Raw genomic sequence first — 24,576 nt, 5'->3', positions numbered from 1 at the left:
CACTGGGTATCCCCGGTCGGCCACCGATACTGAGAAAGGGAAACCGATGCGCGCACTCGTCATGAACGAAATCGCCTCTATGGAGGTTCAGCAGCGGCCAACTCCCCACCCCGGTACCGGTGAAGTCCTCATAAGAATCGTTGCTACCGGAATCTGTGGATCGGATATTCACGGGTACACCGGTGAGAATGGCCGCAGGTTCCCGGGCCAGATCATGGGGCACGAAGCGTCCGGGGTAATCGCTGCGCTGGGGGAGGGAACCGAAGCGTGGGAACTCCAGGTCGGCCAACCGGTGACGTTCAATCCCGTCGTCTTGCCTACGCACGAGCTGGGAGCCTACGCAGGCCGGGAGCAACACTCCCCGAACCGGACGGTCATCGGTGTCACCCCCGAGATCCAGGCGGCCTTTGCCGAGTATCTTGTTGTCCCCGCCCGCAATATCGTGCCCTTGCCGAGGAGTTTGCCCATCGAACACGGGGCGCTCGTCGAGCCCCTTGCCGTCGCAGTGCACGCGGTGCGGCGGGTGCTGCACCCAGACGTGACTCGAGCCTTGGTGGTCGGTGGTGGACCAATCGGTCAGTCAACGGTGCTGGCGCTGAAAATGCACAAAGTGTCCACAATCTACCTCAGCGAAATCGACGCGGACCGTCGTGAACTGTGCCGCCGGCTGGGCGCTACTGTGTTGGATGTTCGCGAGCGTTCCCTCGCCGAGGTGTTGGTCGAACACGGCGGTGAAGTCGATCTGACCATTGACGCTGTGGGACTCACCAGCACTGTCCGCGAATCGCTCCACGCCACAGTCCGAGGGGGAAGCGTGTGTTTGGTGGGGATGGGCTCCCCGCGGCTGGACCTGGATGCCTATCGGATCAGTACAGACGAGCGTGCCCTCGTGGGCAGTTTCACATACCCGGTGGGGGACTTTATCGATGCGGCGGACTACGTGGCCACGCAGCCTCCAGAAATTCCGGAACTCATCAGCCGGACGGTCACTCTGGACGAGGCCCCCGCTGCCTTCGCTGAACTCGCTGGGGGCGACCCCACGCCGGGCAAGGTCCTGGTGCGGTTCGACAACTGAGCCTGTTCAGCGTCCGGCAAAGCTCAGGGACAAGCACGGCTGACCGGTGCGGAGGTAATGGATTGATGCCCGAAACGAAGGAGACTATGACCACTCAATCACTCTCTACTGTGCTGTGCGCGGGCGAGACAATGGCGTTAGTGACGCCCCGTAGCGTCGAAAGGCTCAGATCAGCCGAAGCATTTCATCTGGACGTCGGCGGAGCGGAGTCGAACGTGGCTGCCCATCTGGCCGCCCTGGGGCGTCCGGCCAGATGGTTCAGCAGGCTGGGTGACGATGAGCTCGGTCGCAGGGTTGCTGACCAGGTCAGCGCTCGCGGCGTCATTCTCGATGACGTCGTCTTCGACCCCTTGAGGGCGACAGGGGTCTACTTCAAGGATCCGGGACATGGGGTCCTCTACTACCGGGCCGGGTCGGCAGCCTCGGCCTTGTGCGGCAAGGACGCTGAAGATATTCGGCTCGAAGGTGTAGGGCTGGTTCATCTTTCCGGAATAACACCAGCTCTGTCCCCCACTGCGGTGGAATTCGTGGATGTGCTCATGACTCGGTCAGCCAGGGCAGGGCTTCCGGTGAGCTTCGATGTGAACCATCGACCGTTGCTGTGGCAGGAAGGAGCCGCACCTGGGGTGTTGAAGAGTTTTGCCGAGAGGGCGGATATCCTGCTCGTTGGCTTAGACGAGGCCGAGCGGCTCTGGAATACGAGTACCGCGCAAGATGTGCGAGATGTGTTCCCCCACGTACCCGTTCTGGTAGTCAAGGACGGGGCTATCGGTGCCTCCGAGTTCACCGCTCAGGGATATTTCTTCCAACCGGCGATCCCCACCGACGTTGTCGAAATCGTGGGCGCGGGAGACGCGTTCGCCGCCGGATATCTGGACCGATACCTGGCCGGCGCCGCCCCTGCAGACCGGCTCCGCGCAGGCCATCAGCGCGCGTCTCTGACCTTGCAGACCACCAAAGACTTCACCTCAGAAGGAGCAACCCCATGACGACAGTGACCAATACGTGGTTTGATGAAGCCTTCCGCGGCACCCGGGTGATGACGATCCTGCGGGGTATGGGAACTGAACGGTCTGTAGAACTGGCGACGGCTTCCTGGGCGCTTGGCATCCAGTCGGTTGAACTACCACTTCAAACTGACGACGATGCGGACGCCCTTCGCGAAGTAGCCAGACTGGCAGCCGAGAGGCACAAATCGGTGGGGGCAGGAACCATAGTCCGGCCGGAGCAAGTCAGCCTGGCGCGCGAGCTCGGGGCGAAGTACCTGGTTTCGCCCGGTTTCGACGAATCACTTATTCAGAACGCGGCTGATCAGTCGCTGCCGTTTCTCCCGGGAGTCTCCACACCCACCGAGGTGCAACGTGCCTCATCCCTGGGCTTGACCTGGCTTAAGGCTTTCCCCGCCAGCTGGTTGGGACCCCAATGGTTTTCCCTGATGAAGGGACCATTCCCCGGCGTGAATTTCGTGGGCACCGGCGGCATAAACGGACACAATGCCAAGTCTTTTCTCGACGCCGGAGTCAAGGTGGTCGCCGTCGGTTCGGCCCTGGAAGATCCTGAGCAGCTTCAGCTCCTGGCTGACCAGCTCAGTCTTGGCTGAGACGGCACACGCCAAACAATCGCGCACCGCAGCGGAGACCCTGAGCCATGGAGGGGCGAGCCCGGTAGAACCCCTACAGTTAACCTATGAGAATCGCGCTCGCACAGATCGTCACCGGAGAGGACCCCGAGGAGAATCTGCGGCTGGTCGAGACCTGGACTGCTGAGGCCGCAGCGGCCGGGGCGGAGCTGGTGGTCTTCCCGGAGGCGACCCAGCGAGCCTTCGGCTACCCGCTGCGGCCCATCGCCGAAGAGGTCACCGGTCCCTGGGCCCAGCAGGTGCAGCGCATCGGCCTCCGCTACGGCATCACCGTGGTAGTTGGCATGTTCACCCCGGGGGAGTCGCCAGCTGGTCAGGAACGCCCGCGGGTGAAAAACACCCTCCTGGTGACCGGACCCTCGGTGTTCGCCAGCTATGACAAACTCCACCTGTATGACGCCTTCGGCTTTCAGGAATCAAGGACCGTCGAGCCAGGCCAGCAGGAGGTGCGTTTCCGCGCGGGGGGATTGAGCTTCGGGCTTGCCACCTGTTACGACATCCGGTTTCCGCAGCTGTTCCGCTCACACGCTACCCACGGAACTCACGCGACTATTCTGCCCGCGTCCTGGGCGCCTGGGCCCGGCAAAGCCGCGCAGTGGAAGACCCTTGCTGTGGCGCGAGCGCTGGACTCCACCCAGTACGTGATCGCCTGCGGTCAGGGTCTGCCTGCGGCCGCAGGCGTCGAGGCGCCAGAGGGCGCACCCACTGGAGTGGGGCATTCCCTGATTGTCTCCCCGACGGGAGAAGTGTTGGCCTCGGCCGGGGAAGCCCCCGAACTGCTGGTCGCTGAGATAGACGCCGAGACGGTGGAACAAGCCCGGCAGGTGCTGCCGGTGTTGGCGAACGCCCGTGAGGATCTGGGCCTATGAGCCCGCTACATCCACACCCGCTACATCCACACTAGGCTCCACGTCCCCGCGATCACCGCCAGCGCGGTCGCCGACGCTGCGATGGCGACACCGCCGGAGATGACGAGGCCGTCAGCTGGCGTGAGGCGTGCCGCACGTGACCAGGTGCGCTCCCCGGCACCGAAACCGCGCGATTCCATGGTCACTGCCAGCCGGGTAGCTATCCGGATCGCCTGGACCAACAGTCCGAACGCCTGGGAATGGAAACGGGTGCCCACACCCCGCGCCCGCCGCGCATGTCCGATGGTGGTCCAGTGCGCGGTCATCAGCCCCAGCAGGCGCATCCCCGCCAGTGCTCCCAGTACGAACCGGGCTGGGAGCTTCAGCTGCTGGGCTAGGGAATCAGCCAGGTCGGTGGGGTCGGTTGTGGAGAAGATCAGCACACTGGGCAACACGATCGCGAAGCTGCGCGCACCGAGGGACAACCCCAGCTCTAGAGACCCCTCTGAGATGGTGGTCACCCCTAGATCCAGCAGCACGCGGCCTGACTCTTCTGCCGCGATCGCCGCACCCCAGGCTGCCATGACCGCAGCAGCGGCAAAGATCCATATCCGCTTCAGAAACGTGCCCAGGCGGATGTTCGCCAGTGGCAGCAGCGCAAAGCTGGCTGCTGCGACAACCGCGGCCGAGACCGGGTCGATGGTTGAAATCAGTGCCAGGGTGATGAAGCTCAGTGCGAGGAGCTTCCCCAGGGGTCCCCGCCGGCCCAACCAGGAGGTGTCGCGCACTGAAGAGAGGAGGGGAGTGCTGCTGGCCGAGCTGGCCCGCCCAGAGGCCGGACGGAGGGAGGCGGCACCAGTCACCGGGAAGGTCTGAGCATGCAGTGCATGCAGGAAGTGCTGGTCGTGCGTAACCGCTACTACTGTGCCGCCGTGGTCCAAATGGTCGCGCAGCAGCCCGACCAAGTCAGCGAACGTGTGCGCATCCTGACCGAATGTGGGTTCGTCCAGCATCAGTACCTCAGGTCCGGCCGCCAGGGCCGTGCCAACGGAGAGCCGGCGTTTTTCGCCCCCGGAGAGTGTGAACGGATTCGCTTCAGCGAGCTCACACAGATGCAGCCGGTGCAGCAGCTGATCCACCCGCTGGTCCACCTCCTGCTCCGTGAACAGCGGCTCATGGCTCCCAGGCATCCGCGCCCGCTCCGCAGAGAGCCGCAGCTCGTCACCGACAGTGTGCCGCACGAACTGGTGTTCCGGCTCTTGAAAGACGGTGCCGATGCGGGAGGTCAGATCGGCTGAATGCCACGCATGCGGGGCGTCTGCGAGGTGCGCCCCGTGGTCTCCTTTCACCCGCGAGCTGGCAGTGATCTCCCCGGAGTGCGGTGCCAGCAGCCCGCCCATGCTCAGCAGGAGGGTGGACTTCCCCGCACCGTTGGGCCCGGTGATCCCAGTGGCGACCCCGCTGGTGAGGGTGATGTCGATTCCGGTGAGCGCCGGCTGGGGCTTAGGGCCCTTGCGCCAGGACTTAGCGGGACTGACGCGGCTGACTGAGAGTGCCTTCCCGGTCAGCAGCGGCTCACCGGCTGCGGCGGCAGTCTCTGGACCTGGCTTCGGTGGCACCCATGTCGGAAGCGCACCCAACACATCATCGTGCGGTATCCACAGTCCTGCCTGGCGCAGCTCGGTACGCAGGGCGCGGTCGTGATGCAGGGTCCCGGCGGGGACACGGTGCCGTATCCCACCACCGGGTTCCAGCACGATCAGCGTGTCGACCTCGTCCAGCCAGGTCTCCAGGTGGTGTTCGACCACGATCAGTGTGGCACCGGTCGCCTGGGCTGCGGCGATCACCGAGTCCCGGACCTGTACGGCGCCCTCGGGGTCCAGATGGGCCGTGGGCTCATCGAGCAGGAGTAACCCGGGACGCATGGCCAGGATTCCGGCCAGCGCCAGGCGCTGCTTCTGTCCGCCGGAGAGCGCGGCGGTGGGGTGATCCAGGTTCAGGTACCCCAGCCCTACCGCCTCGAGCGCTTCTTCGCAGCGGAGTGGAATCTCTGCCGCGGGCACCGCAAGGTTCTCGCAGGCAAATGCCACATCGTCGCCGACGCGGGAGAGCACGACCTGGGATTCCGGGTCCTGCTGCATCAGCCCGGCGCGCCCGCGGGCCTGCTGCGGGGAGAGCCCATCCAGCTGGAGTTCTCCGGTGGTGGCGGCGTCGTCGTCCTGCAGCACACCAGCGATAGCGTGCAGCAGAGTGGACTTTCCTGCCCCCGAGGCGCCAGCCAACAGCACTTTCTCCCCGGCCGCGATGTCCACATTCAGTCCGGCGAAGGCAGGTTGGGGGCGGTCGGCGTGCCGGTAGCTCAGGCCGGTGGCAGTGACCCGGACACCGGCACCGACCGTCCGGCCCGGAGTGCGGGAGTCTTCGGGGGTGGTCGTGCTCATACTATGGGGCGTGGACAACAGCGGCGCGGTCTGCACGGCCGAAGGCGGGCTCGCGGTGAGCCTTTCTGGACTTCAGCGGCGCCAGGACCCCAGTGGCGGCCAGACCTCGTGTGGCCAGCCACGGCAGAACCCCGGCGATCACTGCCCCGGAGAGTGAGAAACCGGCAATGTGGGTCAGTGTGCCCACGGCGTCGTACTGATAATAATTGGCAATCCAGTTCCCGGTGATCCCTCCGGCCAGTCCCGCTGAGGCGCCAGCGAGCACAGCAACACCGAGGCTGAAGCGGCGGTACAGGAACAGCAGCAGGATCAGCTCCGCTCCCAGCCCCTGCAGAAAACCGTAGAGCAGCACACTCAGCCCCCACTGCGAGCCGAGCAGGGCGGAGACGGCTGCTGCGACCATTTCACAATAGATCGCCGCACCGGGTTTGCGGATGATGAGCGCGCCCAGCACCGCCGGGAAGAGCCACATTCCCCCCACCAAGGAGGCGGTGGGCGGGTAGGCGATGAAGAGGGTGCTGACCGCGTGGTAGGAGACGTTCCACCCCCAGAAGATGACTCCGGAGGCGACGGCAAGAGTGGAGGCCACCACAATGTCGCTGACGGTCCAGCGTTGACGCACGGGTGCAGAGGCAGATGTTTTCACAACGACTTCCTTCGCAGGTTCTAGCCTGGGCAGGTTCAAGGGTCTGGGCCGTCAGCCCACTCTCAGCGTCTGGAGCCGGCACCGGCTCTGCTGCGGACGCTCCCCTGTCGGACGGGTTGCTGTATTCAGTTATGGCACGTCAGCTTACCACCGACCGGGGCCAGCTGGGCGGTCAGCCTTCTTGCGAGAGGAAGTCCAGCAGCGAGTTGGTCAGTTCCGCATCGACTCTGACCTCGTGATCGTCGATCCGGGCGATGGGAGAGACGAGTTTGACGGAGCCGGTCAGCCAGAGGAATTCTGCCGCGTGGAGCTCGGCTACGGTGACCGGCCCCGATGAGGTTTGCCACCCGGCCTGCTCGGCGGCGCGGAAGATTGTCGCTTGGGTGGTGCCGGGCAGGATCCCGGCTTCTGCGCTCGGCGTCTTCAGGTGTACCTGGCCATCGGCGGTGCGGTGGCCCAGCAGCAGCGAGGAGACGGGGCCCTCCAGGACGAGGTCGTCGGAGGAGGTGAAGACGACGTCGTCGTGCCCGTGGGCCGCCGCCCAGCGCAGCGCTGCCATATTCACCGCGTAGCTGAGGGTCTTGGCCCCCAGCAGCAGCCAAGGAGCGCGCTGCGGAGCTGTGGAATCATATCCTCGGTCCAGCAGGGTCACGCTGATGGGACGTCCCCGCGAATCCTTGACTTTGGAAGAGACCGGAGTGAGCAGCACCCAGTATGTGCCGGAGAATGCGGGGTCGTCACTGGCCGGCTCGCCGTCGACCCCCCGGGAGGCGGTGATGCGCACCGCGAGCTCGTCGGGCAGGCCGCCGCGGGTGCGGAACTCGTCCAGGCCCAGGTCCACTGCCGCCCGCCAGGACGAGTCAGGGGGGAGCGGAATTTCGGTGATCTGCGCTGAGCGCTGCAGCCGCTGCAGGTGCGCGGTGAACTTCCGCACATGGCCCTCCACGGCAAGCATGGTTTCGAAAATGCCGTCACCGCGGACCGCGCTGAGGTCAGTGACCCGTAGCTGCGGCTGGTGCGGGTCGAAGATGATTCCCTCAGGATGTTCAGCGTCAATACGCACACCGACCGCGTGCAGGGCATCTTCATCAAAGCGCTCAGCCATAGGATCAGCTTATACCCGGCATAGGATTGGGTGGATGGACAGGATCGGGGGTGCCGTATGCTGTGGCCGCTGAGCGGGCTGGGCATCGAGGGTCTGCCGGTCTGGATCGTGATCATTGTGGTGGTCATTGAGGTCGGCATCCGGGTCGCCGCGATAGGTATCATTCCGGATCAGCGTCGGCCCAACACCGCGATGGCTTGGCTGCTGGCCATCTTCTTTGTGCCGCTCATTGCCCTGCCACTGTTCCTGCTCATCGGGCGGAACAAGCTTTCCGCGCGCCGCCGTCAGCGGCAGGGGGCGATCAATGAGGCGCTGCTGGAGGCCACCAGCCATATGGACCTCTCCGATCAGCTCCGCGACTACGATGAGCAGCTCGGCGCCACGGCTATCCTGAACCGGAACCTGGGGGCGTTCCCCATTCAAGAGGGCAACCACATCACTCTGATCTCCGACTATCACGATTTCTTTATCCGGTTGGCCGCGGAGATTGACGGTGCCGAAGAATACGTGCACGTCATGTTCTATATCGTCGGGGAGGACCCGGACTATGCCGGGCCCGTGCTCGACGCCATGGAACGGGCGGCTGCCCGAGGGGTCACGGTCAGGTTCCTCTTTGACCACTTGGGCACTATGCGGGTCCGGGGCTACCGCAGGCTGCGGCTGCGCTTGGAGGACGCGTCCCGGCGGTGGCCGGACTTCCAGTGGCGGCGAATGCTGCCGGTGCAGCCGCTGCGCCGGCGATTTTCCCGCCTGGACTTGCGCAACCACCGTAAGATCGTCGTCATCGACTCGCGGGTCGCTTTCACCGGGTCGGCGAACCTGATAGCACCCGACTACCAGCGCCGCTCCGCGCAGCGTATGGGCAGGAGCTGGATCGAAATCAACGCGAAGGTCACCGGACCTGTGGTGACGGGGTTGGACATCGTCTTCGCCTCGGACTGGTACGCCGAAACGAACGAGAATCTGGGCACCCAGCTGCTGGTTGACCTGCATGAGGACGAGGAGGCTGCAGGGGGTTCACTGGTCCAGGTGGTGCCCTCCGGGCCCGGCTTCCCGGAGGAGAACAACCTGCGGCTCTTCAACGACCTCATTTATCAAGCCACCCACCGGCTGATCATCTGCACTCCGTACCTGGTGCCCGATGATTCTCTGCTGTATGCGGTGACTAACGCCGCGCACCGGGATGTGGAGGTCATTGTGCTGGTGACCCGCAAGGCCGACCAGTTCACAGTCCAACATGCGCAGCAGTCCTACTATTTGGCGCTCTTGGAGGCAGGGGTGCGGATCTTCCGGTACCCCGAGCCTTATGTCATGCACTCCAAGTTCATGATTGTCGATGACACTGTAGCGGTACTGGGGTCATCCAATATGGACATGAGGTCCTTTTCGCTGAACCTGGAAGTCACCATCATGATCGTCGACGACGTCAAGGTCTCCGAGCTGGCTGACATCTTTGAGCAGTACCGCAGCGTCTCGGAGGAGCTTGACCTGGAGCAATGGGCAGCGAGGCCGTGGCGCACACGGTACCTGGACAACGTGTTCCGACTCACCTCCGCGCTGCAGTGACAGAAACCAGACTGCAAAATCCAAGGAAATTCATCTATCCTTATGCGCGTGCTTTTGCCTCCGCTGCCCTCACGAACCCGGTCCAGGTCCCGGGTGGCAGTGTCAGTGGTCGCCGTCTCCGCGATGGGGTTCCTCGCCGCGTGCGGCGCCTCAGACCAGGATCAGCAGGATCAGGCGGAGCCGCAGTCCCAGGGTACGCCGGGCTCCGCCGAGGGGGCCACGGAGCCTGGCGAGCCGGATCGAGAGCCTGAAGGTTCCGCAGCGTCGCCTGAAGGCAACGCGGAGGTGCACCGCCCCGGTGCTCTGAGTGAGCAGGAGAAGCTCGAGGTCTTGCTCAGCTCTGCCGACCTGCCGGTCTCTCCGCAGGGTCACTCCACCTACGAGGACCTCTCCTACTTCCAGGAGAGCATCGCCGTGGAGTACACCCACTACCAGGACTCCTTCGATGAGACCGAATGTTCAGCCGTGATGGACCGGATCAACGTTGACCTCGTCGGTGAGGACCCGCGCAGCGGGTTGGCGCACGCTTACACCTTGCCGGCAGTAGAGGGCTCCGACCAGGAGTACCAGCCCCAGATATATGTGTGGGTGCTCAGCTATGACCGTGAGGTGGACACCTCCAGCGTGTGGCACTACGTGCACGAGAACTGCACGGGCGGGCAGTTGGCCTCCGGGACGGAGGAAGTGGAGATTGAGCCGTTCAGCGTCGATGACAGCGCAGGACTTCCTGCCGAGGGCATCTCCATGGTGATTCACCGCAATGGCGAACCTATCGACTCACCGGCCGCGGTTCGCCATTCGATGACCTTGGACTTCGGCGACAATCTTGTGATGCTCTCTGCGGTGGGCTTGGACGAGGAAGATTTCGCTGACCTGGCCGCAGTCCAGGCGCATAAGCTGGCCGACTACGCAGACCGGCTGGACGACGACGCCTGAGGGTCACGCTGGAGCTGGGCCCCTTCCACATCGACATTCGGCAGGATGGCGTCCAACCACTTCGGCAGCCACCATGACGCCGGCCCGCACAGGTGCAGCAGGGCGGGCACAAGGAGCAGGCGCACCACGAAGGCATCCAGCAGCACCCCGACTGCCAGGCCCAACCCGATGGAGGCGACCATCGGGTCAGGGGTGAAGATGAAACCTGCGAAGACGCTGGTCATAATCAGGGCCGCGGCAATCACCACAGACCGGCCGGCGTTGAGGCCCTGCCGGACGGCCAGACGCGGGGCGGAGCCATGAACGTAGGCTTCACGCATCCCGGAGGCTGTGAACAGCTGATAGTCCATCGCCAGGCCAAAGAGTACGCCTATCACGATGACCGGCAGGAAAGTCAGCACTGGACCCGGCTGGGAGATCCCGAACAGATCAGAGAACCACCCCCACTGGAAGACGGCCACCACTGTGCCGAGGGCCGCCGCGACGGAGCCGACGAAACCGACGGTGGCAATCAGGGGCAGCAGCAGAGAGCGGAACACCATCACCATCAGCACCAGTGACAAACCCACCACCAGACCCAGATACAGCGGCATGGCATCTGCAATATGGCCTGACATGTCAACATTGGCGGCGGTAATCCCCGCCACCGACAGCTCGGTCTGATCTGCGATCTCCCCGGAAAGCACGTCACCGGCACGGAACTGGTGCACCAGCTCCTCGACCTCCTCGGAGGCAGGGCCATGTTGCGGGATGACCTGGTAGACCGCCAGGGTCTGGTCCTCATTGCCTCCGGCGGGCACAGCGGCGTCGATGTGCCGGTGCTCGCGCAGTTCTTCTCCCAGCTCCAGCTGAAGGTCCTCCGACTCCTGGGCGGACAGATCCTCGGGCAGGTCGGCGACCACCACCAGCGGGCCGTTGACGCCCGGGCCGAAGGCCTCGGCAGTAGCGGCGTAGGCCTGGTAGCTGGTCGAGTCCTCAGGATCGGTGCTCGCATCAGGCAGGCCCAGTCGCAGAGACAGCGTAGGGACCGCCAGTAAGGCCAGCAGCGCCACCGCGCCACCAGCCATGAGCAGCGCTTTCCCGGTGGGCAGCGGTGTGGTGATCTGCTGGGGCTCCGTCATGCCGATGTAGCGCCGTTCCCGGCGGCGCAGAATCCGGGGCCCCACCAGACTCAGCAGTGCCGGGGTCATCGTCACAGCGATGAGCACCGCGATCGCCACGCACGCTGCGGCAACGGTGCCCATCATGGCGAGGAACGGCAGCCCGGAGACGTTGAGCGCCAGCAGGGCGATCACCACCGTGGCGCCGGCGAAGACGACAGCGTTGCCGGCGGTGCCGGAGGCCAATGCGATGGACTCATGCAGTGGCATGCCCTCCTTCATCTGCCGGCGGTGACGGTGGATGATGAACAGGGAGTAGTCAATGCCGACCGCGAGGCCCAGCATGAGGCCCAGGATGGGGGTGATGGACATCATTTCCACCACCGCCGACAGGGACAGAGCCCCGGCCACCCCAATGCCGACTCCGACCACCGCGTTCAGCAGCGGCAGACCGGCGCCGACGAATGTGCCGAGCATGACGACCAGCACGGCTGCGGCGATCATGAGCCCGATCGCCTCCGCCACGGAGAACAGGTGGGGCAGCTCCATATTCAGGTCACCGGAGGGCAGGACCTCCACACCGGGAACATCGGCGGCCAGCAGCTCTGCTGAGATTGCTTCCAAATCCTCGGTCCCGACGTCTTCCAGGGGAACCTCGAAGGTGATCATTGCCACCGCAGTGGTCTCATCGTCGGAGACCATGCCGGCACCTTCGGCGAGCTCCAATGCGCGCTCGCCGCGCTCCACGGCCACAGCCGGATCGTCGCCTTCGAGGCTCTCCTCCAGCAGGTCAAGCTCGGCCTCGGCGGCCTCGAGCTCCTCCCGGCCCTCCGCAAGTTCAGTATCAGCGGCCTCGAGCTCCGCAACACTCTGCTCAGCCTGCTCCACACGAGCTGCGGCCGTTTCGAGTTCCTCGCGCTCGGCCACGATGTCAGCCCGCGCGCTGTTGAGGTCGTCTTCCACCGCTGGCCAGTACCCGCCAGCCAGGGCCTCCTGCACCTGCTCGTCCAGCTCTTCGTCTGCCGCCTCTAAAGCCGCGAGGCCCTCATCGGTCTGCGCCCTCAGCTCAGAGAGTTCCCCCAGGCTCATCCCTGCATCTGAGAGCCTGCCCTCCAGCTCCTCCCAGCCGGCTTCCGCTTCACCTGCGGCCTCCTCCAGCTCTGCGCGCCCGTCCTCGACCTCCTGGCGCGCTTCGGCGAGGTTGAAGTCCTCAGGGAGATCCTCCAACTGTTCCCTGGACTGCTCCAGCTCCTCTCGGCCCTGGGCCAGTTCTGCCTCGGCGGCGAATGGGCTGACCGTGGAGTGGACGGCGTCGTGCTGTTCCACCTCACTGAGGAGCTGCTCGACCAACTCGATCTGTTCCTGGGTGAACGGTTCCTCCTCAGAGGTGCGGAAGACCGTGTGCGCCGAGCCACCCGCCAACTCCGGCACTTCCTCGGCCAGGCGGTCGGCCACCTGTGAGGTCTCCAGATCGGGCACGCTGATCTGATCAGTGAGCTGTCCGCCGAACCCCGCGAACGCTGCGACTGCTGCCAGCAGCATGATGAACCAGGCAGCGATGACAGTCTTGGCCCGACGAGCGGCAATCGAGCCGAGTCGGTAGAGCATCGAAGCCATGAATCACAGGTCCTTCGGAAGTCGGTGGGCAACAGCGCCATCATATTGGGCCACCCACGTGGCAGCCGTGGGCACTATCGTACGGCTCATAGGATGAGGGATATGTCGTCAAGCGTGTGCTGGCCCACCGTGCCGTTCCCGGCAGCAGAAGACGCGGCCGCTGAGCTGTTCGGCGCCCTGTGGCAGCGTGAGGGCGCACAGGTCAGCGCTGCGTTCCTCGACAGCAGCGACCACGCGCGCACCCCTGCCCCGAACCGCAGCAGGTACAGCATCCTGGCATTTTCCTCACCGGCGGATCAGAGCGCTGACCTCGACTCGGGGGGGTTCAAGTGGCTGGAGCAGAACTGGCCGCATCAGGGCGCCCGGGCCGACGCCACCGGCTCTCCGAGCCCTTTTCAGCTCGGGTGGGTCGGGTGGATCGGTTATGAGGGGCAGGCCCGGCTCTTCGCTGTCACCCGGGCAGTCGTCGTCGACCACCACCTCGGCACCGCCGAGATTCAGTCCGCCGGTGCAGACCCAGACTGGCAGGATGCAGTCCGCCGGGCTGTGACCGCACTGCCCCACTCCCGGGGAGCACCTGAGCAGGTCCAGCTGCGGAACCTGCGGGTGCGGGACTCCCGGGAGGCGTACGTGGCCAAGATCGGTGCCGCCCAGGCGGAGATCCGGGAAGGCAACTCCTACGAGGTCTGTCTCACCACCGCTGTCGAGGGCCAGCTGCAGGGTAGCGCCTGGGAGGCCTATCGCACCCTCCGGCAGCGCAACCGTGCTCCCTTCACCCAATTCCTGCACTTTCCCGCCTTGCCCGGGCGGAAGGCGACGGCTGTGCTGTCGACCTCCCCGGAGCGCTTTGCTTCCATCACCGCGGCGGGAAGAATCCGGTCCGAACCCATTAAGGGCACTCGTCCGCGCGGGGCGACCCCTGAGGAGGACGACAAGGCGCTGCGTGATCTCCAGTCCCACCCCAAGGACCGAGCAGAGAACGTCATGATTGCCGATCTGGTTCGTAACGATCTCTCCGTCCATGCCGTGCCTGGGACGCTGCGCACTGAGCGGCTCTGCGCAGTGGAAAGCTACCCGACGGTCCACCAGATGGTCTCCACCATCAGTGCCACCCTGGACCCACAGGTCAAGCGCGCTCGTGCCCTGGCAGATGCGTTCCCGCCGGGTTCCATGACCGGTGCGCCGAAAGCCTCCACCATCAACATCCTTGCGGAGCTGGAGTCTGCCCCGCGTGGGGCCTATTCCGGAGTGGCTGGATGGTTCAGCGCCACCGGGGCCTGTGACCTGTCGGTGTTGATTCGCACCGCAGTGCTCACATCTGACTCGGTGGGCCTGGAGAAGGATCAATGGGGCTTCCACCTGGGTCTGGGCGGGGCGATCACCGCGGATTCCCAGCCTGCGGCGGAGTGGGAGGAGATCATCACGAAGTCGCGCGGAGTCCTCGGCGCCCTGGGAGAAGAGTTTCCGCAGGCTCGTGCCTCCAGGTACAGTGCCACTCATACCCGGATTGCAGATTGTTGACAACAGGGGAGGCTCGTGGACGTGACGATCACCGCTGATTCCGCCACCGCCGCCACAGGAGATTCGGCGGAGCTCATTGCCGCGCTTCGGCGAGCTGGCGTCTCCCGTGTAGACGGTTCAGCCCTGGCCCGGGGCATGTACTCCGCCGACGCCAGCCTCTACCGTGTGGTGCCGCAGGTGGTGGCCCGGCCGCAGCATGTGGAGGAGCTGCATGCTGCCCACGAAGTCTCGAGCGAATTGGGCGTACCGCTGACGCTGCGGGGGGCGGGAACGTCCATTGCGGGCAACGCGGTCGGGGAGGGGATCGTCCTTGACACTCGCGACCTGAAACAGATCATCGACATTGACCCAGAGTCCCGGACCGCACGGGTCGAGCCAGGCGTGGTGCACGCGGACCTGCAGCGCGCCGCCGCTCCGCACGGACTGCGATTCGGCCCCGACCCTTCGACCCATTCCCGCTGCACCATCGGGGGAATGATCGGCAATAATGCCTGCGGTTCGCGGGCTCTGGGCTACGGCCGCACCGCTGACAATATCGAAGCCATCGAGGTGCTGTTCGGCAACGGGGAGACAGCGCGCCTGGCATCCGGTGCGGCGCGGAGTTCCGAGCAGGGCTCGACCGCGGCGAAACTGCGGCAGCTTGCTGAACAGAACTTGGGTCATATTCGCACCAGCTTCGGCCAATTCGATCGACAAGTCTCCGGTTACAGCCTTGAGCACCTGCTGCCGGAGAACCGAGGACGCGTTGAGCGCTTCTTTGCCGGGACCGAGGGGACTCTGGGAACGATTCTGGGCGCCACCGTCTCACTGGTGCGAGACGACCCGGGCCGGCGGCTGATGGTTCTCGGCTTCCCCTCAGTGGCTGAGGCCGCCGACGCGGTGCCAGCGATCCTGGCTGCCGGCGCCGGCGAGCTCATCGCGTGTGAGGGCATGGATTCCAGACTTGTAGCGCTGGTGCGCGGCGCTGGCCGGCGGGTGCCCACCCTTCCGAAGGGGGAGTCGTGGCTGTTCGTGGAGACCGCAGGTGCCCAGGCGCTGGAGATCCTCAGCCAGGTGCAGTCTTCCTCGGGCGCGGTGGGTCACCGATTGATCGAGGACGCCGCCGAGGCTGCGGCCCTGTGGAGGATCCGGGAGAACGGTGCAGGGCTTGCCGGAATCAGCCTGCCGACCCCCGCACACTCGGGCTGGGAGGACGCGGCGGTGCCGCCGGAGCATCTGGGACGATGGATGCGCGAGTTCGAGGCCCTCATGGTGGAGTTCGGCCTGCAGGGTTACCCGTACGGCCACTTCGGTGACGGGTGCATTCACTGCCGCATCGACTTTCCCTTCACCCACGGCGACCCAGCCAGTACCGGGGTCTTCAAAGAATTCCTCGCCGCATGTGCTGAGCGGTTGGCTGCCTACGGGGGGTCTTTGTCCGGAGAGCACGGTGATGGACGGGTCCGCTCCGAACTGCTGCCAAAGATGTACGACCAGACATCGATGGCTCTCTTCGCGCAGGTAAAAGAGATCTGTGATCCGCGCAACCTGCTGAACCCAGGAATCATCGCTTCCCCCGACGGCGGCTCCGTCGCCTCGCAAACCTCGCATCTGAAACCCACTCAGCCGAAGCAGGACCTCCCGTGGCCGGGAATGCTCATGACGCATGACGCAGGGGACTTCGCCGCTGCGGCCCATCGTTGCTCCGGGGTGGGTCGCTGTGTGGCTCCGAAGACCAGCGGCGTGATGTGCCCCTCCTATGTGGCCACCCGGGAGGAGAAGGACTCCACGCGCGGACGCGCTCGCATCCTGCAAGAAGCGATGGACGGGACTCTCGTCAAGGGGTTGACCGATCCTGCGGTGCATGAGGCTCTGGACCTCTGTCTGTCATGCAAAGGGTGTGCCAGCGACTGCCCGGCCGGAGTGGACATGGCCGCCTATAAGGCCGAGTCCCTGTATCAGACTTATGACCGGGACCACAAAGGTCAACCCAAACGGCGGCTGCGCCCGCGCAGTCACTACATTCTGGGCAGGCTGCCGTTTTGGGCGAAGCTTGTCAGCCCCCTGGCGCCGCTGGCGAACGTGTCGCTGAAAGTCCCGCCGATCGCAGCCTTGGCCAAGTGGGTGGCCGGCATCGACCAGCGGCGCAGTGTGCCGAAGTTCGCCCGCACCACGTTCCGGCGCGCTGCCAAGGCGAGTCAACCGGCCTCGGGGCAGCCGGATGTGTGGGTGTGGGCTGATTCATTCACCAATCACTTTTTCCCGCAGTCCGGCCTCGCAGCGCTGGAGTTCCTCCGGAGCCAGGGCCTCGATGTGCGGGTCATTGAGCCGCAGGGCTGCTGCGGGCTGCCGTGGATCAGCACCGGTCAGCTGGATCAGGCCAAGCGGCTTATTGCCCGGGCAGTCTCTGCGCTGGAGCCCTACGTGGCCTCGGGAGTGCCGGTCATCGGATTGGAGCCCAGCTGCCTGGCGACGTTGCGCTCTGACGCTGTAGAGCTCTGCTCCGACCAGCAGGCACGCACGGTGGCTGATGGTGTCCTGACATTTGCGGAGGTGGTGAACCGGTTCGTCGACGAGGGCCGTATAGAGCTTCCCGATCTCACCGGAGTGGATGTGGTCGCCCAACCGCACTGCCACCAATCGTCCATCATCGGATGGGACGTGGATCAGGCGCTGCTGCACATGGCCGGTGCCACGGTGACGAAAGTCCCCGGGTGTTGCGGGCTTGCTGGAAACTTCGGGGTCGAGAAAGGCCACTACGAGGTCTCCGTGGCGGTGGCCGAGTCCAACCTGTTACCCGCGGTGCGGGACCAGGAAAGAGGGCGGGCCAGCGCTCAGCGGCGGATCGTTTTGGCTGACGGGATGTCCTGCCGGATTCAACTGGAGGACTTGGCCGACGTGCCTGCCATCCACCTGGCAGAGTTGCTGGCTCAGGCGTCCGGGGGGTCGCCGTTCAGCGGCTCGTCCAGCAGCTCATAGACACCGTCAATGATGCGGTGCGGCCGGAACGGGTACTGGGAAATGCTGGCTTGGGATGACACGCCGGACATGACCAGAATCGTGTGCATACCAGCTTCCATCCCGGCGACAATGTCGGTGTCCATGCGGTCTCCGATCATTGCCGTCTGCATGGAGTGAGCCCCTAGGTGGTTCAACGCCGAGCGGAACATCATCGGATTGGGTTTGCCGACCACGTACGGATCGGAACCGGTGGCCTTGGTGATCAGCGCGGCGATCGCCCCGGTGGCAGGGAGAACCCCTTCGGGGCTGGGGCCCGTCGCGTCCGGGTTGGTCACAATGAACCGCGCACCATCATTGATCAGACGCACGGCCTTGGTGATGGCCTCGAAGCTGTAGTTGCGGGTCTCGCCGACCACGACGTAGTCGGGAGCTGTCTCCGTCATGATGAACCCGGCCTCGTGCAGCGCGGTGGTGAGACCGGCTTCACCCACCACGTAGGCGCTTCCCCTGCCGTGATCGGCATCTGTCTGCTGGGCCAGGAACGTGGCTGTGGCTAGCGCTGAGGTCCAGATCCGATCTTCCGGGACGACGAGACCTGAATGCCGCAGGCGGGCCGAGAGGTCCCGAGCGGTGAAAATGGAGTTGTTGGTCAGGACCACATAGGGCAGATCCCGACGACGCCACTGCTCCAGAAGCTCGGCCGCGCCCGGCAGGGCCTCGTGTTCGCGTACGAGAACCCCGTCCATGTCAGTCAACCAGCATTCAATGTTCTCAGCACTCATGCCCTCTATCCTAGGCCGCCGAGGCGGAAGGGGTCCCGAAAAGGTCATTGGATAGGGAAGCTCAGCACGAGAAAGCTCCCCGGCTGACCGCGTGAGGGGACGCATAATGGCCAACCGGGGAGCTTGAATCACTCGCACCTTGATGAGGCAGTTATCAATATAGGGTTCTACCTTGAAGGACCACCCGGTTTTGGCTGAACGTTGTCTGTGACTTTGGCCGGTAGAGCTACTGGGTGGGGGGAGCTATGGAGTTGGGGTGGCTTAGTCAGCGTCGGGATGCGGAACGCCGGGATGCAGAATCAGGTGCCCGTCCTCGACGGTGACCAAATGAGTCTTCACAGGCTCGAATGCCGGTGGCGTCTCGGGGGCGCCGGTGCGTAAGCAGAAGACAGCCCCATGCATGGGGCACTCCAAGGTCTCATCCTCCACAAAGCCCTCGGAGAGGGCCACGGCTTCGTGCGAGCATTCGTCGTCCACGGCGTAGAAGCCGCCGTCTTCAGCGTGGACGACGGCAATGTCTAGGTCGGTTCCGGCCTGCTTGGCCGGAACCTGCATCACCTGACGTTCAGGAAGCTGGTCAGCTGGGCCGAGATCTACGCGTTGTGTCATGCGACTAGCGTAACGTCACTCGTTCTTGGTGTAGCCGCGCAGAATTTCCAGCTGGCGTCGCTCCCGCTTGGTGGGGCGGCCGGTACCACGCTCGCGGGTGGGCAGACCCACGTCACGGGGCTTAATCTGCTCGGGCGAGAGGTCGCGGTAGGCCTTCTGTGCCAACGGGGCGCCCACACGCTTGGCATAGGTGTGGAGGACTTCGAGAATGACCACGAAACCGGGTCTGCTGATGGTGATCCGGACGCCGGGACTGATCTTCGTCGACGGCTTGACGGGGTCACCTGCAATCTTGATCTTTCCGGCGCGGCAGGCGCTTGTCGCCGCCGAACGCGTCTTGAACATCCGGACTGACCACAGCCAGGCATCGACCCGCACTGGTGAGGTGTGTCCATCAGACATGGCACCAGTGTAAACACGAGAAAGCTCCCCGGGTGGCCGCGTGAGGGGGACGCATAGATGGCCAGCCGGGGAGCCTGAATCACTCGCACCTTGAAGAGGCACTGTCTAAATTACGCATCATTCTTAACGGAATGCCCCATAACGCCTGGACGTTTCCTATGAGTTTTTGGAAGCCGGTCGGTAACGGTCTGGTCACAATCCGGCGTCATCGGCGATGGCGTGGCGGCGCACGCGAGAATTATTGACAGAGTAAGTGGCTCAGGGGGCAGCGCAGTGTTCGGAGTGTGTCCTGCGGTAGTGGCATTTCGCCGTCGATGCTCGGCTGCCCCCTGATCTCTTCCTCGGCCTTTCGGCTCGCCACGCCCTCAGTGCCAGTGTCACCAGTGTCCAGAGAGCTTCAACCTCTGGTCGAATGCCGCTCTGCCGTGGCCTGTGACCAACTTGTTAACCTGGACGCGAGCTGACCGGGGGATTCGCTCTGAGTTCCCATCGCTTGCTTCCCCACTTGTGGGCGGCCCCGGACACTTCATTCGCGTCACCGCCCAGGTGACGTGCACAGGAGTCGTGGCATTCGACAAGTGAGGATTGACCCGTGCCGAAAAAACTTCCCGCGGCTGCAGTCGGGGCTCTAGCCGCCGGCTTAACGCTGCCGTTCACCGCCGCCGTTGCTGACGCGGCACCCATGACCCCGCAGCTGCAGCCGCTGTCGGGCTCTGCGGGACAAGGATCCGCGTTGTCCAACGGGATAATGATCCCGGCTTCGAACCACGTGGGACAGTTCGTTCAGCCGCTGACCGGCACTTTTACGTTCAGCAGCCCTTACGGACCGCGGTGCAGCTCGACGCCGGGTGCTTCTGCATACCACCTGGGCCAGGATCTGGTTGCGCCGGACGGTACCCCATTTCGCGCGATTGCAGCCGGGACGGTAGTCAGCACTCAGGACGGTACATCGAGCCGTGCCGGCCACGTGATGATCCGGCACAACATTGGCGGCAAGACCTACGACTCCCGCTACCTGCACGTGTGGAACGGCACCTCGCACGTTCGTGTGGGGGACTCGGTGCGAGCCGGTCAGGTGATCGGCCTGGTAGGGAGCTCCGGGATCAGCTCCGCACCACATCTGCATTTGGAGATCTGGGAAGGGGGCTGGCTCTCCGGGACTGCCTTGGATCCGCAGGTTTTCCTGGCAGCGCGCGGGGTGGATATGCGGGCAGCAGCGGCCCGTGTGTTTCTCCCTAGTGTGTGTGACTCTTCCGGTTCCAGCGGCACTGGTCCCGCCTCGGGGTCGTCCTCGTCGGGTAGTTCGTCGTCTTCGTCTTCGGCGATGCAGGTCAGGGCTGGGGTGCATTTGAATGCGCGTAGTGGTCCGGGGACGAATCATGGTGTGGTGAGTGTGTTGCCTCCGGGGACTGCGGTGAATGTGACCGGGACGCAGAATGGGTGGTCGAGTTTTCAGCGGAATGGGCGCACGTTGTGGGTGTCGTCGAGTTTCTTGACTTCTGCCAGCTCGTCGTCTTCGTCGTCTGGTTCCTCGTCGTCTGGTTCCTCGTCTTCGGGTTCGTCGTCGTCATCGTCGTCGGGTAGTTCGTCGTCGTCGTCTTCGGGTAGTGCTCGGGTGACGGCGGGGGTGAATATGCGCTCGGGTCCGGGGACGTCTCATGGGGTGATTCGGATGCTTTCGGCGGGGACTTCGGTGGAGGTGTTGGGTTCTCGTAGTGGCTGGTATCAGGTGCGTGTTGGTGGGAGCACTGGGTGGGTCTGGGAGGACTTCCTGGATGTGCGTTCTGCACCCAGCTCCTCCTCGAGTGGCTCGTCCACCGCTTCGAGTGGTTCCTCCACCTCCAGCAGCTCCTCGACGTCGGGCTCCACTGGGTCGGGATCGGGGAGCACCTCGGGCAGGACAGGCCCCACCAGCGGACAGCACGCGCAGAGTGCCCACGGTCCCTACAGTTCGGCGTGGGACCGCCTGGCGCAGTGTGAGTCCTCCGGCAACTGGTCCATCAACACCGGAAACGGCTACTTCGGCGGACTCCAGTTCTCAGAGAGTTCCTGGCGGTGGGTCGGCGGCAGCGGACTGCCTCACCAGGCCTCCAAACAGGAGCAGATTGAACGTGCCTACCAGCTGTGGCAGCGCCAGGGCTGGGGCGCCTGGCCAGCGTGCTCCCAGCGCCTGGGGCTCTCCGGTAACCCCGGAGGGTGGGGTAACTCCTACTTCAACATCCACGCGGTCACGCAGACGAGCTCGGCAACCACTTCCGCCGGACAATGGCGTGCGACATACTCCGTGCCGCTCCGTGAGGAGCCCAGCTCCAGCGCAGACAAACTGGCCCAGATCCCGCGCGGTGAGGTGCTGCGCACCGGAGAACGGCGTGGTTCCTGGGTTCAGGTCGAGCACGATGGTGCAGTGGGGTGGGTCAACACCGCCTATGTGATGAGCGTCTAGGCATACCTTGCCCGCACCGCTTGACCGTGTGCGGGCAGGTGCTCGGCCTCAGCCAGCGCGGTGACGTGCTCGGCCACCTGCGCGAGCCCATCACGGCCGTAGCGGATCACCTGCTGAGAGCGCATGAAGCTGGTGACGTTCAGACCGGAGGAGTAGCGTGAGGCTCCGCCGGTGGGCAGCACGTGGTTTGACCCTGCGCAGTAGTCGCCCAAAGAGACTGGTGTGTAGGCCCCCAAGAACACTGCCCCCGCGTTGTGAATTCGGTCGGCGAGTGCGTCGTCGTCGCTGGTCATGATCTGTAGGTGTTCTGCACCGTAGGCGTTGGCTACCTGCACTGCGACGTCCATTGAATCCACCAGCAGGATCGCTGACTGCCGTCCGCTGAGGGATTTCTGGATGCGCTCAGAGTGTTTGGCCGCGGCGGCCTGGTCGGTGACCTGAGAGGACACGCGTTGGGCCAGCTCGGGGGAGTCGGTGACGAGCACCGCAGCAGCCAGTTCGTCGTGCTCGGCCTGGGAGACCAGATCCGCAGCGATGAAGTGAGCGGAGGCTGTGCTGTCAGCCACCACCATAATTTCGGTCGGTCCGGCCTCGGAATCGATCCCCACTGTGCCCTGGACAGCGCGTTTGGCGGTGGCGACGTAGACGTTGCCCGGACCGGTGATCAAGGAGACCGGTGCGACCGTTGCCTCTCCGGCGCCGTCGGCGGCACCATAGGCGAACATGCCCACCGCTTGGGCACCGCCGACGGCATACACCTCATCCACACCCAGCAGGTGTGCCGCGGCAAGGACCGTGGGGTGTGGCCAGCCGCCGAAGTCCCGCTGGGGAGGGGAGGCGATGGCCAGTTGGGTCACTCCCGCCACTTGGGCCGGGATCACGTTCATCACCACGGAGGAAGGGTAGACGGCCTGGCCGCCAGGTACGTAGAGCCCCACGCGTTCAACCGGCACCCAGCGGTTGGTCACGCGTGCGTCCGGTCCTGGTGACACCAACGACGCCGCCGGGAGCTGGGCGGTGTGAACTTCGCGGGCGCGGACGACCAGGGCGTCCAACGCGCGGCGCACGGCGGGGTCCAGCTCCGCCAAAGACCGCTCCAAGACTTCGTTGGGCACACGAAGGGCCTCGGGACGCACCCCGTCAAATTTCTCAGAGAGATCGAGCAACGCCTCCGTTCCCCCGGTGCGCACCTGCTCCAGAATAGGTGTGACCTTGTCGAGAGTCGCAGTGATGTCCTGTTCAGCTCGCGGGAGAGCTTCAGCGATATTGAGTGCGCGGCCCCGCAGATCAGTGGTATTCAGCATGGAGACCATTCTTCCCCTTTCGGGGTGGAGGTGATGACACATGACGAACCTCGCACCTTGACGGTTGGCCGCCGCGCAACTGAGCGTGTCACAATTTCGGCCATGATGAGCTCCCTGTTGCAGGCACCGGTCGGCTCCGCTGCCAATATCACCTCAGACGTCGACGACCACATTCCGGAAGAGTTCGAGACGATGGTCTCGGCTGCGGGCCCCTACATGGGGGTGCTGCTCGGGGTGGGCTTTTCGGCGATTGCCGGGTTGGTCATCGTCATGGTGGTATCCACTCTTCTGAAGCAGATCTTCCGTCGAAAGTCAGTGGTGCGTCGCGCCATCAACCGCACCCGAGTACCCGGGTTCTGCATCGTCCTGTTGGCTGGCACGGCGCTGAGTGTGCGGTATGCGGTGGACACGGATCTGTGGTGGCAGGGCCCGGCGTTTGTGCTGCTCAATGTGGCGGTGATCGTCTCCGTCGCCTGGTGGGCGCTGCGAGTGGTGAAGATCGTGGAAGCCGTGATCCTATCCAAGTACATCGGTCAGGGTGAACCTGGGGTGGAAGACCGCCGCGGCCGCCGAGTCCAGACTCAAGTGGATCTGATTGGCAGGATCCTCGCTGCGGTCATCATCACCGTGGCCGTCGCTGCGGTGCTGCTGCTCAATGAGAACGTTCGTGGGCTGGGTGCCGGTCTTCTGGCCTCGGCAGGTCTGGTCTCCGTGGTGGCGGGCCTGGCGATGCAGTCGACACTGTCGAATCTCTTCGCGGGCATTCAACTGGCGTTCACCGATTCGATCCGCGTGGGCGACGTCGTAGTCATTGAGGAGAACTTCGGCACGGTGGAAGAAATCACGTTGTCCACAGTGGTGATCAAGTCGTGGGACGGACGGAGGTTCATCTACCCCAGCGCCCACTTTGTGGCCACACCGTTCGAGAATTGGACCCGGGTCGGCACCGAGCTGTTGGGAGTGGTGGAGTTCGACGTCGATTGGAGAGTGCCCGCGGACGCGCTCCGAGGACGGTTGAAACGCCTGTTGCTGACCACTGACCTCTGGGACGGCCAGACCTCGAATCTGCAGATCACTGAAGCCACCGGAGGGCACGTGCAGGCGCGGGTGGTCGTCTCCGCACGCAACTCCGGGGAGCTGTGGGATTTGCGTTGCCTGATCCGCGAAGATCTCGTGAACTTCCTCCGCACCGAACACCCCTATGCAGTGCTGACCCAGCGAATGCTCATGACCAATGAGGAAGCGTTGGCCGGGCGGCCGGAGACAGTCGCCACCGGTCAGATGAACGTTGTGTCCGCCGAACCGGAGCATACCGACCACCAAACAGGGCGCAGCACCAGTGAGCCGGGTGCTGAACATGCCCCCTCCGGTCCTTCGACGCAGTTCCCCGCGGAGGAAGGGTTGTTCACCGGGTCTATGGCCGCAGTGGAGAGGAACCGTGAGTTCTCCGGTCCCGGCGAGGACGCCTACCGTGAGCGCAAAGACCGACAGAGCGAGTGATAACAACCCTGCAACACTTAGGTTTCAATGTGGCTACAGAGGTTGATCTGGCTGTCACCTCGGCGGAGGCGCCAGTACCGTAGGCAGGCGGACCTATGTCAG

General features: G+C 64.5%; 19 protein-coding genes and 2 pseudogenes. 13 read left to right on the top strand and 8 right to left on the bottom strand.

Going from position 1 to position 24,576, the window contains the following annotated elements:
* Window positions 1-46: 46 nt before the first annotated feature.
* The 4 genes from FEF27_RS03995 (at window position 47) to FEF27_RS03980 (ending at window position 3,583) form a co-directional block, all read left to right on the top strand.
* Window positions 47-1,075, top strand: a complete 1,029-nt coding sequence (locus FEF27_RS03995) for a zinc-dependent alcohol dehydrogenase (RefSeq protein WP_138169535.1) — start codon at window positions 47-49, stop codon at window positions 1,073-1,075.
* An 86-nt stretch (window positions 1,076-1,161) separates the two neighbouring features.
* Complete coding sequence (locus FEF27_RS03990; protein WP_243729039.1) at window positions 1,162-2,064, top strand: sugar kinase; 903 nt, start codon at window positions 1,162-1,164, stop codon at window positions 2,062-2,064.
* Window positions 2,061-2,675 carry a bifunctional 4-hydroxy-2-oxoglutarate aldolase/2-dehydro-3-deoxy-phosphogluconate aldolase gene (locus FEF27_RS03985; protein ID WP_138169532.1) on the top strand — a complete coding sequence of 205 codons (615 nt, stop codon included), beginning with the start codon at window positions 2,061-2,063 and terminating at the stop codon, window positions 2,673-2,675. The genes FEF27_RS03990 and FEF27_RS03985 overlap by 4 nt, the downstream gene beginning before the upstream one ends.
* An 86-nt stretch (window positions 2,676-2,761) precedes the next feature.
* Complete coding sequence (locus tag FEF27_RS03980; RefSeq protein WP_138169530.1) at window positions 2,762-3,583, top strand: carbon-nitrogen hydrolase family protein; 822 nt, start codon at window positions 2,762-2,764, stop codon at window positions 3,581-3,583.
* 20 nt (window positions 3,584-3,603) lie between these two features.
* On the opposite strand, the gene FEF27_RS03975 is transcribed toward FEF27_RS03980, so the two are convergent.
* From FEF27_RS03975 to FEF27_RS03965, 3 genes are all read right to left on the bottom strand, one after another.
* A complete protein-coding gene (locus tag FEF27_RS03975) occupies window positions 3,604-6,003 on the bottom strand; it encodes an ATP-binding cassette domain-containing protein (protein WP_138169529.1) in 2,400 nt (799 codons plus the stop codon).
* A 1-nt stretch (window position 6,004) separates the two neighbouring features.
* On the bottom strand, window positions 6,005-6,649 hold the full coding sequence (locus FEF27_RS03970; protein ID WP_138169528.1) for an ECF transporter S component: 645 nt from the start codon (window positions 6,647-6,649) through the stop codon (window positions 6,005-6,007).
* Between the two features lie 172 nt (window positions 6,650-6,821).
* Window positions 6,822-7,754: an aminotransferase class IV gene (locus FEF27_RS03965; RefSeq protein ID WP_138169527.1), complete on the bottom strand. Its 933-nt coding sequence runs from the start codon at window positions 7,752-7,754 to the stop codon at window positions 6,822-6,824.
* A 57-nt stretch (window positions 7,755-7,811) separates the two neighbouring features.
* Between FEF27_RS03965 and cls the strand changes: the two genes are divergently transcribed.
* Together cls and FEF27_RS03955 are read left to right on the top strand one after the other, a co-directional pair.
* Window positions 7,812-9,320, top strand: coding sequence for a cardiolipin synthase (gene cls, locus FEF27_RS03960; protein ID WP_138169526.1), 1,509 nt, complete (start codon window positions 7,812-7,814; stop codon window positions 9,318-9,320).
* Between the two features lie 48 nt (window positions 9,321-9,368).
* A complete protein-coding gene (locus FEF27_RS03955) occupies window positions 9,369-10,256 on the top strand; it encodes a hypothetical protein (RefSeq protein WP_138169525.1) in 888 nt (295 codons plus the stop codon).
* Here FEF27_RS03955 and FEF27_RS03950 read toward each other — a convergent pair.
* Window positions 10,226-12,973, bottom strand: coding sequence for an MMPL family transporter (locus FEF27_RS03950; protein WP_138169524.1), 2,748 nt, complete (start codon window positions 12,971-12,973; stop codon window positions 10,226-10,228). The two genes, FEF27_RS03955 and FEF27_RS03950, sit on opposite strands and share 31 nt — an antisense overlap.
* Window positions 12,974-13,075: 102 nt before the next feature.
* On the opposite strand from FEF27_RS03950, the gene FEF27_RS03945 reads away from it, so the two are divergent.
* On the top strand, window positions 13,076-14,494 hold the full coding sequence (locus FEF27_RS03945; RefSeq protein WP_166429902.1) for an anthranilate synthase component I family protein: 1,419 nt from the start codon (window positions 13,076-13,078) through the stop codon (window positions 14,492-14,494).
* Between the two features lie 21 nt (window positions 14,495-14,515).
* Window positions 14,516-17,452 (top strand): FAD-binding and (Fe-S)-binding domain-containing protein, encoded by a 2,937-nt coding sequence (locus FEF27_RS03940; protein WP_243729034.1) that lies wholly within the window; start codon window positions 14,516-14,518, stop codon window positions 17,450-17,452.
* On the opposite strand, the gene FEF27_RS03935 is transcribed toward FEF27_RS03940, so the two are convergent.
* The 3 genes from FEF27_RS03935 to FEF27_RS03925 form a co-directional block, all read right to left on the bottom strand.
* Window positions 17,404-18,216, bottom strand: coding sequence for an HAD-IIA family hydrolase (locus tag FEF27_RS03935; RefSeq protein WP_138169522.1), 813 nt, complete (start codon window positions 18,214-18,216; stop codon window positions 17,404-17,406). The genes FEF27_RS03940 and FEF27_RS03935 overlap by 49 nt on opposite strands.
* Before the next feature lie 261 nt (window positions 18,217-18,477).
* Window positions 18,478-18,825: a non-heme iron oxygenase ferredoxin subunit gene (locus tag FEF27_RS03930; RefSeq protein WP_138169521.1), complete on the bottom strand. Its 348-nt coding sequence runs from the start codon at window positions 18,823-18,825 to the stop codon at window positions 18,478-18,480.
* Between the two features lie 15 nt (window positions 18,826-18,840).
* Window positions 18,841-19,227 carry an RNA-binding S4 domain-containing protein gene (locus FEF27_RS03925; RefSeq protein WP_138169520.1) on the bottom strand — a complete coding sequence of 129 codons (387 nt, stop codon included), beginning with the start codon at window positions 19,225-19,227 and terminating at the stop codon, window positions 18,841-18,843.
* 682 nt (window positions 19,228-19,909) lie between these two features.
* On the opposite strand from FEF27_RS03925, the pseudogene FEF27_RS13840 reads away from it, so the two are divergent.
* The 4 genes and pseudogenes from FEF27_RS13840 to FEF27_RS13580 all read left to right on the top strand — a co-directional run.
* A pseudogene (locus FEF27_RS13840) lies at window positions 19,910-20,662 on the top strand (peptidoglycan DD-metalloendopeptidase family protein); the annotation flags it as partial.
* A gap of 5 nt (window positions 20,663-20,667) precedes the next feature.
* Window positions 20,668-20,811 (top strand): hypothetical protein, encoded by a 144-nt coding sequence (locus FEF27_RS13585; protein ID WP_243729022.1) that lies wholly within the window; start codon window positions 20,668-20,670, stop codon window positions 20,809-20,811.
* Between the two features lie 49 nt (window positions 20,812-20,860).
* A pseudogene (locus tag FEF27_RS13835) lies at window positions 20,861-20,989 on the top strand (SH3 domain-containing protein); the annotation flags it as partial.
* Between the two features lie 15 nt (window positions 20,990-21,004).
* Window positions 21,005-21,670 (top strand): transglycosylase family protein, encoded by a 666-nt coding sequence (locus FEF27_RS13580; RefSeq protein ID WP_243729020.1) that lies wholly within the window; start codon window positions 21,005-21,007, stop codon window positions 21,668-21,670.
* On the opposite strand, the gene hisD is transcribed toward FEF27_RS13580, so the two are convergent.
* Entirely contained in the window at window positions 21,667-22,974 is a 1,308-nt protein-coding gene (hisD, locus tag FEF27_RS03915; protein ID WP_138169518.1) for a histidinol dehydrogenase, read from the bottom strand. The two genes, FEF27_RS13580 and hisD, sit on opposite strands and share 4 nt — an antisense overlap.
* 102 nt (window positions 22,975-23,076) lie before the next feature.
* Between hisD and FEF27_RS03910 the strand changes: the two genes are divergently transcribed.
* Window positions 23,077-24,474, top strand: a complete 1,398-nt coding sequence (locus FEF27_RS03910; RefSeq protein ID WP_166429901.1) for a mechanosensitive ion channel family protein — start codon at window positions 23,077-23,079, stop codon at window positions 24,472-24,474.
* Window positions 24,475-24,576 lie beyond the last annotated feature (102 nt).

The sequence above is a fragment of the Nesterenkonia sphaerica genome, assembly GCF_005771565.1.
Taxonomy (GTDB): domain Bacteria; phylum Actinomycetota; class Actinomycetes; order Actinomycetales; family Micrococcaceae; genus Nesterenkonia; species Nesterenkonia sphaerica.
The sequence above is the reverse complement of the archived record's forward strand: the minus strand, read 5'-3'. Positions and strand labels throughout refer to the sequence as shown.